Annotated in this window: 14 protein-coding genes; 7 read left to right on the top strand and 7 right to left on the bottom strand. The window is 65.4% G+C overall.

Annotated features, from left to right (window positions below):
- Positions 1–125 precede the first annotated feature (125 nt).
- From HLH29_RS04645 to HLH29_RS04630, 4 genes are all read right to left on the bottom strand, one after another.
- Positions 126–2,867 carry a TonB-dependent receptor gene (locus HLH29_RS04645; protein WP_182964835.1) on the bottom strand — a complete coding sequence of 914 codons (2,742 nt, stop codon included), beginning with the start codon at positions 2,865–2,867 and terminating at the stop codon, positions 126–128.
- A gap of 117 nt (positions 2,868–2,984) precedes the next feature.
- Positions 2,985–4,004: a YncE family protein gene (locus tag HLH29_RS04640; RefSeq protein ID WP_220791366.1), complete on the bottom strand. Its 1,020-nt coding sequence runs from the start codon at positions 4,002–4,004 to the stop codon at positions 2,985–2,987.
- A 350-nt stretch (positions 4,005–4,354) separates the two neighbouring features.
- A complete protein-coding gene (locus HLH29_RS04635) occupies positions 4,355–5,725 on the bottom strand; it encodes a sensor histidine kinase (protein WP_338030175.1) in 1,371 nt (456 codons plus the stop codon).
- On the bottom strand, positions 5,722–6,450 hold the full coding sequence (locus HLH29_RS04630; RefSeq protein WP_182964833.1) for a response regulator transcription factor: 729 nt from the start codon (positions 6,448–6,450) through the stop codon (positions 5,722–5,724). Before HLH29_RS04630 ends, HLH29_RS04635 begins: the two co-directional genes overlap by 4 nt.
- Before the next feature lie 183 nt (positions 6,451–6,633).
- Here HLH29_RS04630 and metH point away from each other — a divergent pair, with 183 nt between their 5' ends.
- The 6 genes from metH (at position 6,634) to ybaK (ending at position 14,233) form a co-directional block, all read left to right on the top strand.
- Positions 6,634–10,140, top strand: coding sequence for a methionine synthase (gene metH / locus HLH29_RS04625; protein ID WP_182964832.1), 3,507 nt, complete (start codon positions 6,634–6,636; stop codon positions 10,138–10,140).
- 69 nt (positions 10,141–10,209) lie between these two features.
- Positions 10,210–10,638, top strand: a complete 429-nt coding sequence (locus tag HLH29_RS04620) for a phosphoribosyl-ATP pyrophosphatase (RefSeq protein ID WP_182964831.1) — start codon at positions 10,210–10,212, stop codon at positions 10,636–10,638.
- Between the two features lie 182 nt (positions 10,639–10,820).
- Positions 10,821–11,351: a CvpA family protein gene (locus HLH29_RS04615; protein ID WP_182964830.1), complete on the top strand. Its 531-nt coding sequence runs from the start codon at positions 10,821–10,823 to the stop codon at positions 11,349–11,351.
- A 73-nt stretch (positions 11,352–11,424) separates the two neighbouring features.
- Positions 11,425–12,960 (top strand): amidophosphoribosyltransferase, encoded by a 1,536-nt coding sequence (purF, locus tag HLH29_RS04610; RefSeq protein WP_220791365.1) that lies wholly within the window; start codon positions 11,425–11,427, stop codon positions 12,958–12,960.
- 39 nt (positions 12,961–12,999) lie between these two features.
- A complete protein-coding gene (locus tag HLH29_RS04605; RefSeq protein WP_182964829.1) occupies positions 13,000–13,710 on the top strand; it encodes an SDR family NAD(P)-dependent oxidoreductase in 711 nt (236 codons plus the stop codon).
- A 31-nt stretch (positions 13,711–13,741) separates the two neighbouring features.
- Positions 13,742–14,233 (top strand): Cys-tRNA(Pro) deacylase, encoded by a 492-nt coding sequence (gene ybaK / locus HLH29_RS04600; RefSeq protein WP_182964828.1) that lies wholly within the window; start codon positions 13,742–13,744, stop codon positions 14,231–14,233.
- Between the two features lie 36 nt (positions 14,234–14,269).
- On the opposite strand, the gene HLH29_RS04595 is transcribed toward ybaK, so the two are convergent.
- A complete protein-coding gene (locus HLH29_RS04595) occupies positions 14,270–15,004 on the bottom strand; it encodes an OmpH family outer membrane protein (RefSeq protein ID WP_182964827.1) in 735 nt (244 codons plus the stop codon).
- Between the two features lie 189 nt (positions 15,005–15,193).
- Here HLH29_RS04595 and HLH29_RS04590 point away from each other — a divergent pair, with 189 nt between their 5' ends.
- Positions 15,194–15,589 carry a hypothetical protein gene (locus tag HLH29_RS04590; protein WP_182964826.1) on the top strand — a complete coding sequence of 132 codons (396 nt, stop codon included), beginning with the start codon at positions 15,194–15,196 and terminating at the stop codon, positions 15,587–15,589.
- A gap of 97 nt (positions 15,590–15,686) precedes the next feature.
- On the opposite strand, the gene HLH29_RS04585 is transcribed toward HLH29_RS04590, so the two are convergent.
- Entirely contained in the window at positions 15,687–16,172 is a 486-nt protein-coding gene (locus HLH29_RS04585) for a DNA-binding protein (RefSeq protein WP_182964825.1), read from the bottom strand.
- 105 nt (positions 16,173–16,277) lie between these two features.
- On the bottom strand, positions 16,278–16,655 hold the full coding sequence (locus HLH29_RS04580) for a BA14K family protein (RefSeq protein WP_182964824.1): 378 nt from the start codon (positions 16,653–16,655) through the stop codon (positions 16,278–16,280).
- Between the last annotated feature and the right edge of the window lie 9 nt (positions 16,656–16,664).

The raw sequence follows: 16,664 nt of genomic DNA, 5'->3' as shown, positions 1-16,664 counted from the left end.
ATTCGTGAAACACTGCCGGGGAGCATGTTTCCTTGCAGGATTCTGTCATACCGCCCCGACCGGACCGCCAGAAGGACGAAAATATCCTTCCAGCATGAATTTTTTTGGAAATTATTGATTTGGATTTACAAAGAGACATCGACACCGAACATGTAGGCCGAACCGAAATATTGCAGTTCGACCATTCTTTTCGCGGAGATGCCCTGTGTCGCGTTCTGCATCGTATTGGTGAAGTTGCGGGCCTGGAAATTGACGCTGACCCTACGATTGATCCGGTAGCTCGCGCCGATGTCGAAATTCAGGAACGGCTGCACGTAGCTGTCCAGCGACGGATCCGAACCCAGGCCGGTCATGGTCAGTCCCTGGTAATTGCCGTTGAACTGCACGCTGACCGGTCCATAATTATAGAAGGCTTCGAAATTCCAGATATGGCTTGTGGTGTTCGGCAGCGTCTCCTGCGTGCCGTTACGCTGCTGGCCGCGCGAATTCACATAGGTCATATTGCCGCCGACCCCGAACCCTTTGAGAAGGCCGGGCAGGAATTCGAATTGCTGCCGGTAGTTCAGCTCGAACCCGCGGGCGTAGGCGTCGGGGATATTGGCATAGGTGCTGACGGTGGCCTGACCGGGCAGATTGTAGCACCCCGTGCAATAATTCGTGTAATTGACGACATAGTTCTTGAACAGCTTGTAGAATGCGCCGCCGGAGATGATGCCACCATGCGGGAGGTAATATTCCATCGACACATCGAAATTATTGCCGGTGGTCGGCTTCAGACCGGGATTGCCGATGCTGACCGCGTTCGTGGACGTATTGACCGTCTGGCTGGCCGTCACCTGGTTGAAACCGGGCCGGCCAACGGCGGTGGACCAATTGGCGCGGGCGATCAGATTATCGGTGATATTGTAGCGCAACTGTACGGTCGGAAAGAAATTGGCATATTCCTGCCCCACCGCGCGCGGTGAGAGCGTGGTGACACCGCCCTGCGTAACCGTCTGCGTACCACGATAGACACCATCCGTCTTTTCATAGCGGAAACCGGCGAGAATCCCCAGGCGACGCCAGGTAGCCCGATATTGCAGATAGGTATTATAGACGTTTTCGTTATCGTTGATATATTGCTGCTGCGCCGTCGTGCCGGCGGAACTGGTGACCTGCGGATAGATCGCGCTGCTGGCCAACTGGTTGACCTGGTGAGGGCCAGCCGGGTAGCCGATATTATAGAGTCCGTCGAAGAACGTCCATTGGTCGCTGCCCGCCAACTGCCCGGCGGTGACGTTGGGCAGGTGGGAATATGTATAGGTCGGGTCATAATGCTGGATATGCGCCATGCGCAGACCGCCGCCGAAGCTGAGCATGCCCTTGAGTTCGCGGAACAGGTTCAGCTCCGTCGACGCCCCGACATGGCCGGTCCATTCGTAATCCTTGTCGTGCTGGATCTGGTTGCTCAACGACGATAGTTTGTACGCATTATAGTTCAGCGGGTTGACCCCATTCAGCACGGTAACCGTCGGGCGCAGGGGATTGGTCACATTGTCATAACTGACTGGAACATTTGTCGGGCCCGTGAAATTGGAGACATAGGATGAGGTCTGATCGACATTGTTGGCGGCCCAGGCACCGAAATAATCCAGCTTGAAGCGCCCGATCCTGCTGTCGCCGCCGAATTTGTAAACCCGCTCCAGATCCGTTGTCTTGGTATTGGTCACGCCCTGCGTCAGGCTTGCGGTACCATCCTGCCCCGGATCGCCCAGCCCGGTCTTGGGGCTGAACGCATAGATCAGCTGATTCCTGACGACCGGCGCATAGATCGCCGATTCGAACATTTTCAGATAGATCTTGTTATTATGGTCGATATCCCAGCCCAGCGTGCCGCCGTAGGAATAACGCACCTTGTGCCCCGCATACATCACCTGCGATGCCTGCGTGACCTTGTTCGCCTGGCTGCCGACCGGATCGCCCGACGCGAATTTCTGTTGCAGGTCCCCCATGTTCAACCAATCGGTCAGACCGTTGAGGAAGAACGATACGCTGAACGGCCTGTCGCCCGATGCATGGGGATTGAAGGGGTCGCCATGCAGGCCAAACCGCATGCCGCCCGCCAGAGTGCCCTGAAAAACCGGTGTCGCGCTGGGATCGCGGTAGCCGCCCGCAAGGTGGAATTTCAGGAACGGGTCCTGATTTTCGCCAATATCGCGCGACAGGATGTTCATCTGGCCGCCCAGCGCGATGGCGTCCTGCTCGGGGCGATTGGTCTTGGTAAGCTCCAGCGCGCCGGCCAGCGATGCCGGCATGGCATCCAGCGGCATGGCGCGGCCCGAGCCGCTCATCGAGCCGGCGGGCAGCAGAACGTCCTCGAACATCACGCCGTTGAGGCTGGAATCCAGGCCACGTACCTGAAGAGCCCGCGATTCGCCGCTTTTGAAGATGATCGAGGCTCCGGGCATCCGGCGCATCGCATCACCCAGAACGAAGTTCGGAATTTTCTCGATTTCCGACTGCGGCATCAGCACGACGATGTTGGGCGCGTTTTTCTGGACCAGGCGCGCTTCCTCGATGGTGCCGAGGGCATTGGCCTTGGGCGGGCGCTTGAACCCCACGACCTGAAGATGCTCGGGGGCGGAGGAGCGCGCCGCGTCCGCGTGCCGCGCACCACGTCCGGCGTCACTGCCATGAGATCGCCCGACATCGGCATGCGACGCCCGCTCACGATGGTGCTTCTTGTTTTCCTTGTGCCTCTTCCCGTCATGATGAGATTTTTCCACCTTCTGTACATCCTGGGCATACAGAAGAGGCGCCCCGACGGGGGCCAGCGCGGTCGCCAGGCATAGAAGCGTGCTGCGGCATAGCATCGGATGGATACGCATCGAAAATGACGACTCCAGGCGGTGCGGGCACGCTGGGCGGCCTCGCTGGATTTGACGGGGAAAGATAGGGATATCGGGGCCGCCGCACCCCGGAGACGGGGCGCGGCGAGCGGGACGTCAGGGCTTCTTCCTGGCGTCGGCGGCCGCCTTCGCGGCGGCTTGGGCGACCGGATCGGGCGCCACGGTGTAGATGTCCAGCGCCGCCGGACCGTCCGGCGTCTTGGCGTGGGCGATATAAAGCTGCTTCAGCTTGTCGACATAGACGGAGACCTTGCCTGTCTTGGTGTCGATGCGCTGGATTTCGGTGAAATGATCGGCATCGTCGCGGTGAAAGACGCTCAGCCCTTCGCTGCCGCTGACATACAGACGGGCATTTCCGCCGTCCCAGGTGATGCCGTCGGCCGTATCCACCGAACCGGCGGTGGAGAGCAGCGTGCCGTTGGTCGCATCGATCACCGACAGCTTGCCCGGCTTGCGGCCGATGACGAACAGGCGCTGGGTCTTGCCGTCATAAGCCATCGGCGTGATCAGATTCAGGCCGGGAACGGTCCAGATCGTCTTCAGCGTCCGCGTCGCCAGATCGATGACGGCGATCTGGTTCTTGTCGCGCAGGTTGGCGAACATCAGGCCGCGCGCGTGATCGATGGCCATCATCTCGATATTGGACGACGGAATCGCGATCCGCGCGACTTCCTTGTACGTCTTGACGTCGATCACGCTGATCGACGAGTTGTCGGACTTATCCTTCTTGCCGCCGTTGCCGATATAGAAGAGACCCGCCTTCTTGTCGAAGACGGCTTCATCGGCGCCCTGACGCAGCGGGATGATCCTGGCGATCTTCAGCGACGGCACGTCGACCACGACGCAGCCCAGCTTGTCGTCCGAAACGAACATCTGATGCTGGCCGGCGACATAAGCGGGCGTATGCGGCAAACCGAACCCGCCGGCCGAGGCCAGGTGCGCCCCGTCGCTGAGGCGGAACATTTCAACCGTCGCATGTTTTTCCGCCATGATCAGAAGGCGATCATCCTTCTTGTCCACGGCGAAATGATCGAAACCGCCTTCGGTGATTTCGGGCAACGGCGTACTGCGCAGGAATTGCACCGGGCCGCTATCGGCATTCAATGGCGCGGCCATCGCCGTTCCGCAACCGACCAGAACCGTGCCCACAAGAAGAAAAAATTTTCTCATTTCTACAACATCCCATCCGTTCGGCAGTCATGGACCACCGGAAAGGCGGTCTCCGCGACAACGGCGGATCAACTGCGAAATGAATGGCGGTGTTATAGTCGAGCGTATTGGAAACCTGCGTGAAGGTTATGAAGAACAATTGCGGCTGAATTTTTAAAACATTGGCAATTGTTTAGACTGCCCGCAATCGCCGACGCCAGCCAGGTGCGCGCTGGCGCATATGTTCCACGCACGGATAGACGACGGGCATGATGAACAGGGTCAGCGCGTTTACATAATTCCCAAACTTCGTTCCGTCACGAACCGCAGGGTATCGCAATGGTGCAGCGCAGGCCAGGATCGTTGTCCGACAGGACGATGGTGCCGCCATGCAGCCGCACGATCGCCCGCGCCATGCTCAGCCCCAGGCCGCTGCCCGGCACCGACCGGCTGGCATCCAGCCGCACGAACCGGTCGAAGACCTTCTCGCGACTCTCCGGTGGAATACCGGCGCCATTATCGGCAACGATCAGGATCGCGCAATCGTCGCGCACCTGCCGCGTGACCATGATCATGCTACCGGCCGGCGTGTGGTTGATCGCGTTTTCCACCAGGTTGGACAGCATCTGCGACAGCAGGACGATATCCCCCAGCACAGTGATCGGCGCGGCATCGCCAGCCGCCAGGGACTGCCCCCGGTCCTCGGCCAGAGGGCGATACATTTCCACGATCTGGCAGACCAGCACGTCCAGCGGGACAGGCGACAGCGCATCGGTGGCGATCCGGGCCTCGATCTGGGAGAGACGGAGAAGAGAGGAAAAGATTTCCAGCGCCGCGTCCAGATCTTCCAGCGCGTCTTCGATCATGTCCCGCCCTTCGGCTGGCACTTTCTGGAACGCCGCCGCCGTCTCCAGCCTCTGGCGCAGGCGCGACAGGGGGCGGCGCATGTCGTGCGCGATATCGTTCGATACCTGCCGCAGGCTGGCGATCAGTTGCTCGTTTTTCTCCAGCATCGCGTTCAGGCTGTGCGACAGATGGTCGAATTCGTCATCACCCCCCTGATAGGGAATGCGCCGGGACATATCGCCATTCATGATCTGCCGCGCGGTGACGCTGATCGTCTCGATCCGCCCCAGGATGACCGCGCTGAGCAGCATGCCGCCGCCCACGCCCAGGACAGCGAAGCCGATGACGCCCCACCCGAGCAGCATCCAGACATCACGCCGCAATTCGGTCAGGGAACGCGCATTGAGGCCGACAAACAGATAGCCGTCCTCCAGCAGTACCCCTTCGCCGAAGATCATCTGGGTCCGCTCACCGGACGGCCGCCGGTGTTCGCGCGACAGCCAGCGCAGACCGGGCCATGGATGCAGATGCAGCATGTTACCGGCGACCACGCGCTGCGAATCGTCCTGCAGAAGATAGAAGAATTCGGGTTCATGCCGCACCAGGCCCTGGATGACCGGCTGGATATCCGCCAGGTTGCGCCCCCCGGCGGATGACAGGATCTCAGCCACTTCCGCAGTCACCGCCCGGCGGATCTGCTGCTCCATGGAATGCTGGCTATGCAGGGCGGCCAGAAGAACAACAAACAGGCCGGACACGATCAGCAGCCCGGCAAACAGCAGCACGATCCGGAAGGAGAGGCTGGACGCGATCCGGTACAGCCTGTCCAGCCGGTGTTTCACGGGGCCGTATCCGCTTGATCGAAGGAGGGACAATCATGGGACACCATGATGTAGCCGGCGCCACGAACGGTGCGGATCAACTGCCGCCCGTCGGGCCCCAGCTTGTCACGCAGGCGGCTGATATGGTTTTCGACCAGATTGGTATGAACGGGAAAATCGACGTTCCAGGCATAATGCAGCAGCATCTTCCGCGACAGAATGACACCGGGATTGTGCATGAAATATTCCAGGACCTTGATCTCCTGGGGTTGCAGCTGCAGTTTCACGCCGAAACGCGTCACGTCTCGTGACAGCAGATCCAGCGTGATGCCGGCGATCCGCAGAGCCGTCGCAGCGCGCGCCGGGCCCGCGCGACGCACCAGCACGACAACCCGCGCCGCCAGTTCGCGCATGGCGAAAGGCTTGACCAGATAATCGTCCGCCCCGCCGCGCAGCCCCTCCACCCGACTGGACACGCCGTCCATCGTCGTCAGGACCAGTACAGGCGTGCGGATCTCCTCCTTGCGCAGTCGGGTCAGCACCTGCATGCCGTCCATGCCCGGGAGCATCCGGTCCAGCACGACGACGTCCCAGGGCTCGCGCAGGATATGGATCAGCCCTTCCATCCCGTCGAAGGCGCATGTCACCGCAATGTCGTACTGCGCCAGACCTTCGCGGATATAGGCCGCCATGTCCGCGTCGTCCTCGACCAGCAGCAATCGTATCGGGGAATATTTTTTGCTCATGCCGGCGCGACAATAGCGGCAGCCGCCCCCCGAACGTAAGCAGGACATCGGCGATATGGGGATTTTTTACCCATTCTTCCCTACCGACCTGTCCCGTCGGCTCACAACGGGCTGGACAGGGGGGGACGCCATGGGAATAACTCCAGCCTTTACCCTGCCCTCCATGCCGGATCACTATACACGATGACCGCTCGCCCCCATCTTCTCGACGCCCTCCGTGACCAGGTGCTGCTCTGCGATGGCGGCATGGGCTCGCGCGTGCAGGTGCTCGACCTCGATGTCGAGCGCGATTATTGGGGGCAGGAGAACTGCACCGAGATCCTGAACCTGTCCCGCCCCGAACTGGTGCGCGAAATCCATCGCGGCTATTTCGAAGCCGGCGCGGACATGGTCGAGACCAACTCTTTCGGCGGTTCGCCCATCACGCTGGGCGAATTCGGCCTGACCGACCGGGCGCGCGAGATCAACCGCACCGCCGCCCACCTGGCGCGCGAGGCCGCCGAGAGCTTCGCCGACGGCCGCCACCGCTATGTCGTCGGTTCGATCGGGCCGGGCACCAAGCTGCCCTCGCTGGGCAATATTGATTACGACACGCTGGAAGCCGGCATCGCCGAGCAATGCCGGGGCCTGATCGAAGGCGGCGTCGACGCGCTGCTGATCGAGACCTGCCAGGACACGCTCCAGATCAAGGCGGCGGTGAACGGTGCCAAGATCGCCCGCGCCGAACAGGGCACCGACACCCCGATCTTCGTGCAGGTGACGGTCGAGACCACCGGCACGCTGCTGGTCGGGCCCGACATCGCGGCGGCGGCCACGGCCATCCACGCGCTGGACGTGCCGCTGATGGGGCTGAACTGCGCCACCGGCCCGCAGGAAATGGCCGAGCATGTGCGCTGGCTGGCCACCAACTGGCCGGGCCTGGTCTCCATCCAGCCCAATGCCGGCCTGCCCGAACTGGTGAACGGCCAGACCCACTACCCGCTCTCGCCCGCCGACATGGCAAGTTGGGTGGAACGTTTCATTACCGAGGACGGGCTGAACCTGGTCGGCGGCTGCTGCGGCACCTCCACCCCGCATATCGCGGCGCTGGACGCCATGCTGCGCCGCCGCGCCGAAGGCACCGGCCGCCACCGCCCCGCTCCGATCGTCCGCCGCCCGGTGTGGATTCCCTCGGTCGCCAGCCTCTACACCCAGGTCCCGCTGCGGCAGGAAAACAGCTATTTCTCGATCGGCGAGCGCTGCAACGCCAACGGGTCCAAGAAATGGCGCACCCTGCAGGAAGAGGGCGACTGGGACGGCTGCGTGGCCGTGGGCCGCGAGCAGGTGGGCGAGGGCTCCAACGCGCTGGATATCTGCACCGCCTTCGTCGGGCGCGACGAGATGCGCGAGATGAACGAGGTGGTGACCCGCTTCACCGCCTCGGTCAACGCGCCGCTGGTGATCGATTCCACCGAAACCCCGGTCATCGAGGCCGCGCTGAAACTGTATGGCGGCAAGGCGATCATCAATTCGATCAATTTCGAGGATGGCGAGGGCCATGCCAACGATCGCATGCTCCTGGCCCGCAAGTTCGGCGCCGCCGTGGTGGCGCTGACGATCGACGAAGTCGGCATGGCCAAGACGGCCGAGGACAAGCTACGCATCGCCACCCGCCTGGTGGAATTCGCCTGCGACCGGCACGGCCTGCCGCAATCGGACCTGATGATCGACCCGCTGACCTTCACCATCGGCACCGGCGTCGAGGACGACCGCAAGCTGGGCCTGTGGACGCTGGAGGGCATCCGCCAGATCCATGAACGCTTCCCCGACATCCAGATCGTGCTGGGCCTGTCGAACATCTCGTTCGGCCTCAACCCGGCGGCGCGCGCGGTGCTGAATTCCGTGTTCCTCGATCACGCGGTGCGCGCGGGCATGACGGCGGCGATCGTCCATGTCTCGAAGATCCGCCCGCTGCACCTGATCCCCGAGGAAGAGGTGAAGGTGGCCGAAGACCTGATCTTCGACCGCCGTGCCGAGGGCTACGACCCGCTGCAGAAGCTGCTGGAACTGTTCGCCGACCGCAAGGCCAGCGACGCGGTGAAGAAGGTGCGCGCCGAGACGGTCGAAGGCCGCCTGAAGGACCGCATCGTGGACGGCGACCGCAAGGGTCTGGAAGCCGATCTCGACGAGGCGATGGCCACCATCCCGCCGCTGGAGATCATCAACACCATCCTGCTGGACGGCATGAAGGTGGTGGGCGAGCTGTTCGGCGCCGGCAAGATGCAGCTCCCCTTCGTGCTGCAATCGGCCGAGACGATGAAGGCCGCCGTCGCCCATCTGGAACCGCACATGGAGCGCGTCGAGGGCCAGGCGCGCGGCATCATCGTGCTGGCGACCGTCAAGGGCGACGTGCATGACATCGGCAAGAACCTGGTCGATATCATCCTGACCAATAACGGCTACCGGGTGATCAATCTGGGCATCAAGGTGCCGGTCGCCGACATGATCACCGCCGCGCGCGAGCATAATGCCCACGCGGTGGGCATGTCGGGCCTGCTGGTCAAATCGACGGTGATCATGCGCGAGAACCTCGAAGAGATGGCCCGCCAGGGGGTCGACCTGCCCGTGCTGCTGGGGGGTGCCGCACTGACCCGCAATTATGTCGAGGAAGATTGCGCCGCCGCCTACGGCACCGACGGGCGCGTGGCCTATGCCCGCGATGCGTTCGACGGCCTGTCGCTGATGGACCAGGTGGCCAAGGGCGAGTTCGACAATTACCTGGCCGCCGTGCGCTCCCGCCGCGCCGGCAAGGCCACCCGCTCGCGCCCGCGCGACATGGAACAGCAGGAACAGCGCGGCTTCGCCCCGGTCGATGTCGCCGCCGCCCGCGCCCGCCGCCACCGCCTGACGCAGGGCGAACCGGTCGTCACCCCACCCTTCTGGGGGCCGAAGGTGCTGGAAGCCACGCCGGATGCCGTGCTGCCGTTCCTCAATGAGCGGTCGCTCTATCAATTCCAGTGGGGCTTCCGCAAACAGGGCCGCTCGCTGGACGATTTCATGGGCTGGGCCAGACAGGAACTGCGCCCCGTCCTGCGCCGCATGCTCGCACTAGCGGCCGAGCAGGACATCCTGCGTCCCCAGGCCTCCTACGGCTACTGGAAGGCGGCGGGCCAGGGCAACGACCTGATCCTGTTCGCCGAGGACGGCACCACCGAGGTCGCGCGCTTCGCTCTGCCCCGCCAGCCGCGCGAGGACGGCGCCTGCATCGCCGATTTCGTGCGCGACGTGGATGACGAGGCCCGCGACGTGATCGGGCTGCAGGTCGTCACCGTGGGCCAGAAGGCATCGGACATGGCCCGCGAATGGTTCGAAGCCAACCGCTACAAGGATTACCTCTACCTGCACGGGCTTTCGGTCGAAATGGCCGAAGCGATGGCCGAATACACCCACAAGCGCATCCGTGCCGAGCTGGGCTTCGCCGCCGAGGACGACCGCGACATGGCGAAGCTGCTGCAGCAGGGCTATCGCGGATCGCGCTATTCCTTCGGCTATCCCGCCTGCCCGAGGCTGGAGGACCAGGAACCGATCCTGAAGCTGCTGGATGCCGAGCGGATCGGCGTGTCGCTGACCGACGGCTACCAGTTGCACCCGGAGCAATCGACCTCGGCCCTGGTGGTCCTCAATCCGCAGGCGAAATATTTTTCGATCTGACGGCAGACCGCCATGCGTGGACCGCGCGCGATGTTGACCGCATGAACCGCCCCCCGGCATCATCGCGGTATGGCATCTATCCCCCCTCCACCGCCGGGTGACGACAGCGCCGCCCCGCCGCCCGACGCGCGGCGGGCGGTCGAGGCGCTGTGGCAGGCCCTGTCGCAGGATGCCGCCCAGGCCCCGCCCCCCACCGAGCGGGATATCCGCCGCCTGGCCCGGGCATTCGGCCTGCATGGCGACCATTGCGTGGTGGGGCTGATCGCCGAGGACAAGGGCCAGCTCATCCGCGAGAGCGCCCATGTGCTGACCTGCCTGATGCGGATCTGGGCCGCGCGCGACCTCTCGGCCGGCGCCGTATGGACCGAGCTGGACCGCCGCACCCAGGTCGGCGAATTGCTGGTGATGCTGAACAATACGCAGCGCCGCCGCGTCGGCCAGCCCGCCGGACGGTCCCTGGGCCGCCCGTGGAAGATCCAGTCCACCAAGCTGCCCTGATGGGGCGGGTGCGATCTTTCCTTTGGCACCACGGGAGCCGGGTGGCATAAGCGCCCGTGGATAGCGCCCCTCAATAATGCCCTCTGGGCCATGCAGGCCCGCCGCAACACAAGGACAGTCCCGCCCCCCATGTCTCGGGTCCCTTTTTTCCCAGCGTCCGGCCGGGCGGCCGATCCTGGTCCATGAACGGAGCCTGGGTGGATCTGGCGGCCGCGCTGGTGGTGGTGGCTTCGGCCCTGTTCGGGTGGGGGCGCGGCCTGGTCCGCGAAATCCTGGGCCTGGCAACCTGGGCCGGCGCGCTGGTCCTGGCCATGCGCTGGATGGAGCCGGTGCGGCAGGCGCTCACGCCGTGGATCGACAACCCGCTGGTCGCGTCCGCCGCCGGCTTCGTCCTGCCCTTTATCGGACTGCTGATCGTCTTCACGCTGGTGGCCCAGCTTCTCGGCCGGATCGTCCGCGACTCGGCGCTGGGCGGGCTGAACGGCATGCTGGGCCTGCTGTTCGGCGGGCTGCGCGGCTATGTTCTCCTGGCCGTGTTCTACCTTGCCGTGGGGACGGAAGTGGCTCCGGCGGAATGGCCCCAGCCGGTGCAGGATGCGCGGGCAACGGCTTTCGTTGCCCGGGGGGCCTTCTTTCTGAGCGGGTTCCTGCCCATTTCCATGCAGGCACGCCTTGCGCAACCGCCGCAGACGCGCCATGACGCCCCGATATGACCCCTTAGCGGGGCCTCCCCAGTGCCAGCCCGGGGTCTCCGCCCGGTCACCCGCCGAGGAAAGAGAACTGATCATGCCGATCCGCCCCACCGTCCCGCAGGCCGCCACCTCATGCAGCCCGGCCGCCGCGTGTCCGTCGGGCCACCGCGACGACGTGCCGCCGCAGTGGCACGACGACGACAAGCCGCATGAGGAATGCGGCGTCTTCGGCGTCTGGAACGTCAAGGACGCCTCGGCCCTGACGGCGCTGGGGCTGCACGCGCTCCAGCATCGCGGGCAGGAAGCCACCGGCATCGTGTCCTATGACGGCGAGCGTTTCCACACCCACAAGGGCCTCGGGCTGGTCGGCGACGTGTTCGGCGATGCGCGGGTCATGGCCACCCTGCCCGGCCACCGGGCGGTGGGCCACAACCGCTATGCCACCACGGGCGCCACGCTGATCCGCAACGTGCAGCCGCTGTTCGCCGATTTCGAGTTCGGCGGCCTGGCGGTGGCGCATAACGGCAACCTGACGAACGCCGAAACCCTGAAGCGCGCGCTGGTGCGCCGTGGCTGCATCTTCCAGTCCACGACCGACAGCGAGGTGTTCATCCACCTGATCGCCATCTCGCTCTACGCCTCGGTGATCGACCGGCTGATCGACGCGCTGAAGCAGGTGCTGGGCGCCTATTCGCTGGTGGTGCTGTCGCGTGACGCACTGATCGGCGTGCGCGACCCGCTGGGCGTGCGGCCGCTGATCCTGGGCCGCATCCCCGGCGAAACCGAATCCGACCCCGCCTCGTGGGTGCTGGCCAGCGAGACCTGCGCGCTGGACATCGTGGGCGCGGAATTCGTCCGCGACGTGGAGCCGGGCGAGGTCGTGATCATCGACAATGACGGCGTGCGCTCGGTCAAGCCCTTCGGCGAGCAGAAGGGCCGGTTCTGCGTGTTCGAATATATCTATTTCGCGCGCCCGGACTCGGTGCTGGACGGCGTGCCGGTCTATGAGGCGCGCAAGCGCATCGGCGTCGAACTGGCCCGCGAAAGCGGGGTCGAGGCCGACGTGATCGTCCCGGTGCCGGATTCCGGCGTGCCCTCGGCCATGGGCTATGCCATGGCCAGCGGCATTCCCTTCGAGCTGGGCATTATCCGCAACCATTATGTCGGCCGCACCTTCATCGAGCCGACCGACCAGATCCGCCATCTGGGCGTGAAGCTGAAACATTCGACCAACCGCCCGGTGCTGGACGGCAAGCGCGTGGTGCTGGTCGATGATTCGATCGTGCGCGGCACCACCTCACGCAAGATCGTGGACATGGTCCGCGCCGCCGGCGCGCGCGAGGTGCATATGCGCATCTCCTCGCCGCCGACGACGCATTCCTGCTTCTACGGCATCGACACGCCCGAGCGCAGCAAGCTGCTGGCCGCCCAGCACGATTTGAAGGAAATGGCCGAGCTGATCGGCGTCGACAGCCTGGCCTTCATCTCGTTCGACGGGCTGTACCGCGCCCTGGGCCATGAGGGCCGCGAGGCGGCGGCGGGCCGCTACTGCGATGCCTGCTTCACCGGTGACTACCCGATCGCCCTGGTCGATTACGAGGCCGCCGGCGGCGACCCGCACTGCGCGTGACCGCCTGCCGGGCATGAGGCGGCAGGGCGGCCACCCACCATGCTGACGGGCAGCGTGGCGCTGGTGACCGGTGCCAGCCGCGGCATCGGCCGTGCCACCGCCCTGGCCCTGGCCGACGCCGGAGCCCATTGCATCCTCACCGCCCGCACACCGGGCGGGCTGGAGGAAACCGACGATTTGATCGCACGGCGCACCGGCCGGCACGCGACCCTGCTGCCCATGGACCTGCGGGACGGGGCGGCGATCGACGCGCTGGGCCCCTCGATCGCGGCGCGCTTCGGCCGGCTGGACGTGCTGGTCCATTGTGCCGCCATGCTGGGCGTGCTCACGCCCGTCACCCATATGCGCGACATCGACTGGGACACCACGCTGGCGGTCAACGCCACCGCCGCCTGGCGGCTGATCCGCACCACGGCCCCGCTGCTGGAGCGCGCACCGGCCGGCCGCGCCCTGTTCCTGACCGACGGGCATGCCGCCCGCCCCGCCAGCTTCTGGGGCATGATGGCGGCCTCGAAAGCGGCGATGGAGGCCGCGGTGCTGGCCTGGGCCGATGAAATCGGTCCGGATTCGGCATTGCGGGTCAATCTGTACGATCCCGGCCCGGTGGCCACCCGGCTGCGGGTGCAGGCCATGCCCGCCGCCGACCTGTCCGCCCTGCCCCGGCCCGAAGACGCCGCCGTCACCATCGCCGCCCTGTGCCGTCCTGACGCGCAGCTTCATGGGCAGAGGATCGTGGCCGCGGGAGCCTGACGCGCGCGCCCGATCCTGTTATGACACCGACATGGCCAAGAAACCCCAGATACCCGGCACCCCGGCGACGCTGGCGCTGACCCGTGCAGGGATCGCCTTCACCCCCGTGACCTACACATACGATCCCGATGCCGACCGGCTGGGCGTGCAGGCCGCGGAAGCGATCGGCGAACCGCCGGCCCGCGTGTTCAAGACATTGATGGCGGAAATCGACGGCCGCGCGGTCTGCGTCGTCGTGCCATCGGACCACGAGGTCAGCATGAAGAAACTGGCCGCCGCCTTCGGCGGCAAGAGCGCGAAGATGATGAAGCCAGCCGATGCCGAGCGCATCACCGGCTTCCGTGTCGGCGGCATCAGCCCGTTCGGGCAGAAAAAGCGGGTGCCCACGGCTTTCGCCCGGCAGGCAGCCGATCTGCCCTATCTCTATACCAATGGCGGGCAGCGGGGCTTGCAGGTGCGCCTTGCCCCGGCCGACGCGCTACGTGCCAGCCAGGCCATGCTGGCGGATCTGACGGCGGAGTGATCTTCTTTTTCTGAAGAAAAAGAACGTCTTCCCTTCTTACCCCTGCTGCTGCGAGGGATCGGTCATCTGGACCGGCGCGGTCGGGAACTTGCCCGATTTCGCGATTACTTCCGGGTCCTCGTTCGCTGCCGGCAGATAGACATGGGGCAGGATGGCATTCAGCCGGCTGGCCACCTGGTCGCTGATATCGACCTGCGGCCCATGCAGCACGGTCAGGCCCGACTGCACCACCAGGGTCAGCCCGCGCGCTTTCGCCACACTGTTCACCACCTGGCCGATTTCGCGCTGGACCTGGTTCAGCGCGATCTGGATATCTTCCTCCAGGATCCGGTTACGGTTGCCGAACTTGCGCTGATCGGCCGCCACGCGCTGCTGCAGGCTGCGCTGCTGGGCTTCGGCCTCGGGCCGGGGCGCGTTCATCATCTGCTGGCGCAGGGCCTGGATCTGCCCCTCCTCGGCCCGCACGTCGCGGATCAGGGCGTCGCGCCGCGTGCCCATTTCCTTCTCGACCTCCTGGATCGCGACGGATTGCCGCATGATCGCATCGGTGTCGAACACACCGACGATCGGGGCGGGCGGCTTGGCACCGGCCGGCAGCGGCCCGAAATCGGGCACCGGCGGCGCCGGCAGCAGGGGCTGCTGGGCGGCGGCGGCGGGTGCTTCAGCCGGCGCGGGGGCCGCGACGGCAGGGGTCAGGACGGCGCCCATCCCGGTCACAACGAAGAATCCGGCCAGAAGCCGGCGGCACGAGGTCCGGGAAATATCGGTCATGATCGCAATCCGTAAGGCAGGGAGCAAACGCGACGGCGCGAGGGCCGGAGACGGCAAAAAGAGCAATGCTGCCCTGCCTAGCCGATCACCGGGAGCATGACCAGTCCTCGGCCGTTCAAACACATGCATGCGCGCGAGGATCGGGCCTATACTCGCCCTTCCACGCCCCTCTCCGAAAGGCCCTTCGCCATGAGACCGCGTTGCCACCTTGCCGGGTGCCTCACCCTCGCCGCCCTGTGCCTGCCGCCGGCGCTGCCCTTGGCTCATGCCGCACCAGGCCCTGCCGCACGGGGGCCTGCCGCGCCGGCGCCGCATTCCGCCTATCCCGATGGAACCGGCGATTCGCTGGTCGACCGGCTGAACGCGGCCCAGTTGCCGCAGAGCTATCACGGGCCGCTCTATTATCAGGGCCAGCCCATTCCCCCGGCCCAGCCGCTGGATGTGCAGACCCTGCCCCCGAACGTGCCGCAGATCGTGCCCCCACCGCCGCCCGGCGCCCGCGCGCCCGAGCCCTCCATGCGGCCGCCCGGCCTGACCGGCAGCACCCTGCCGCCGCCGGAGCCCCCTTGCGCCGGTGCCTGCTGAGGGAGCGGGCCGTGCCATAATTCCGCTGCAATTCCAGGCCAAACTGGTTGTGTGACGTCGGTGCGTGATGCAAATGTTCCCGGCGTCACACCGCTGGTCACAGCATTCCGTACAATCGCCACATCACGGGTGTATGGGAGAGGAAGATCAGCCCCAGCCCCGAGGCGAACAGCAGTTTCAGCCCCAGCGGGCCACCCGCCGACACCAGCGCATCCAGTGTCAGGGCCTGCATGCACGGGTCGATCGGCCGTACCGGCCGCCCCCGTGCGTCACACACCGCCGGTGCCGCGATCCGTGCCCGCCATTCCTGCCGCTGCCGCGCTTCTTCGACCGCCGAAATCCGCACCCGCCCGTAGAGCAGGGTCACATAACGATCCAGATCCTCGACCCGATACATCGGCGTCCGCCCGTTCCGCGCCGCCGGGCGCGGCCCCGCATGCAGCAGGCCCAGCATGCGCAGCCGTCGCGATGGAATGCCCAGATAGACGGCAGCATCGGCCAGGGGCAGCATGCGCCGCAGGGGAAAGACATGAACGGTCGCCAAACCGTCATTGGCGCCATCCGGAGGAGTGAGGCCGCTCATCCCCTCGACGATGTTGCCCCACGGCTCCGGCTGTCAATCATAACCTGTCCCGACTGCGGGACCGTTTCCGGATAACGCTTATGCCGGATTGCGGGTCACAGTCCGTTAGCGGCAGATATGCCGTTCGCCATCTGCGCCGATATAGGTGCCCGTCAGCGGGTCGAAGCAGGCATTGGCCGTGCAGGCATTGCCCGATACCAGCGGGGCCGGATTCAGCCGGGCCGCCATGCCCTGCGTCATATGCGCGGCGGCGCCGCAGAGCGGCGTGTCGAGCGGGGCGGAAGGGTCGTTCACCAATTGCGCCTCGTTGGCGGGCGGCGGGGCTTCCACCGCCGTTCCGGGCGCGAACTGCAGGGGCGGGCGCCGCGCCGGCTTGGGGGCTAGGGGCGCGGGGGGCGTGGCGCAGCCGGCCAGCAGCGCCATGACGCACAGCGCCGACAGGCCGGTGAGCCGCGTGAAAGAAGACCGGGGACGTTCGTTCATGGCTCTGTC

Source organism: Gluconacetobacter tumulicola (assembly GCF_014174215.1).
Classification (GTDB): Bacteria; Pseudomonadota; Alphaproteobacteria; order Acetobacterales; family Acetobacteraceae; genus Gluconacetobacter; species Gluconacetobacter tumulicola.
Note: the sequence above shows the minus strand (reverse complement) of the source record. Positions and strands in the feature narration are given on the sequence as shown.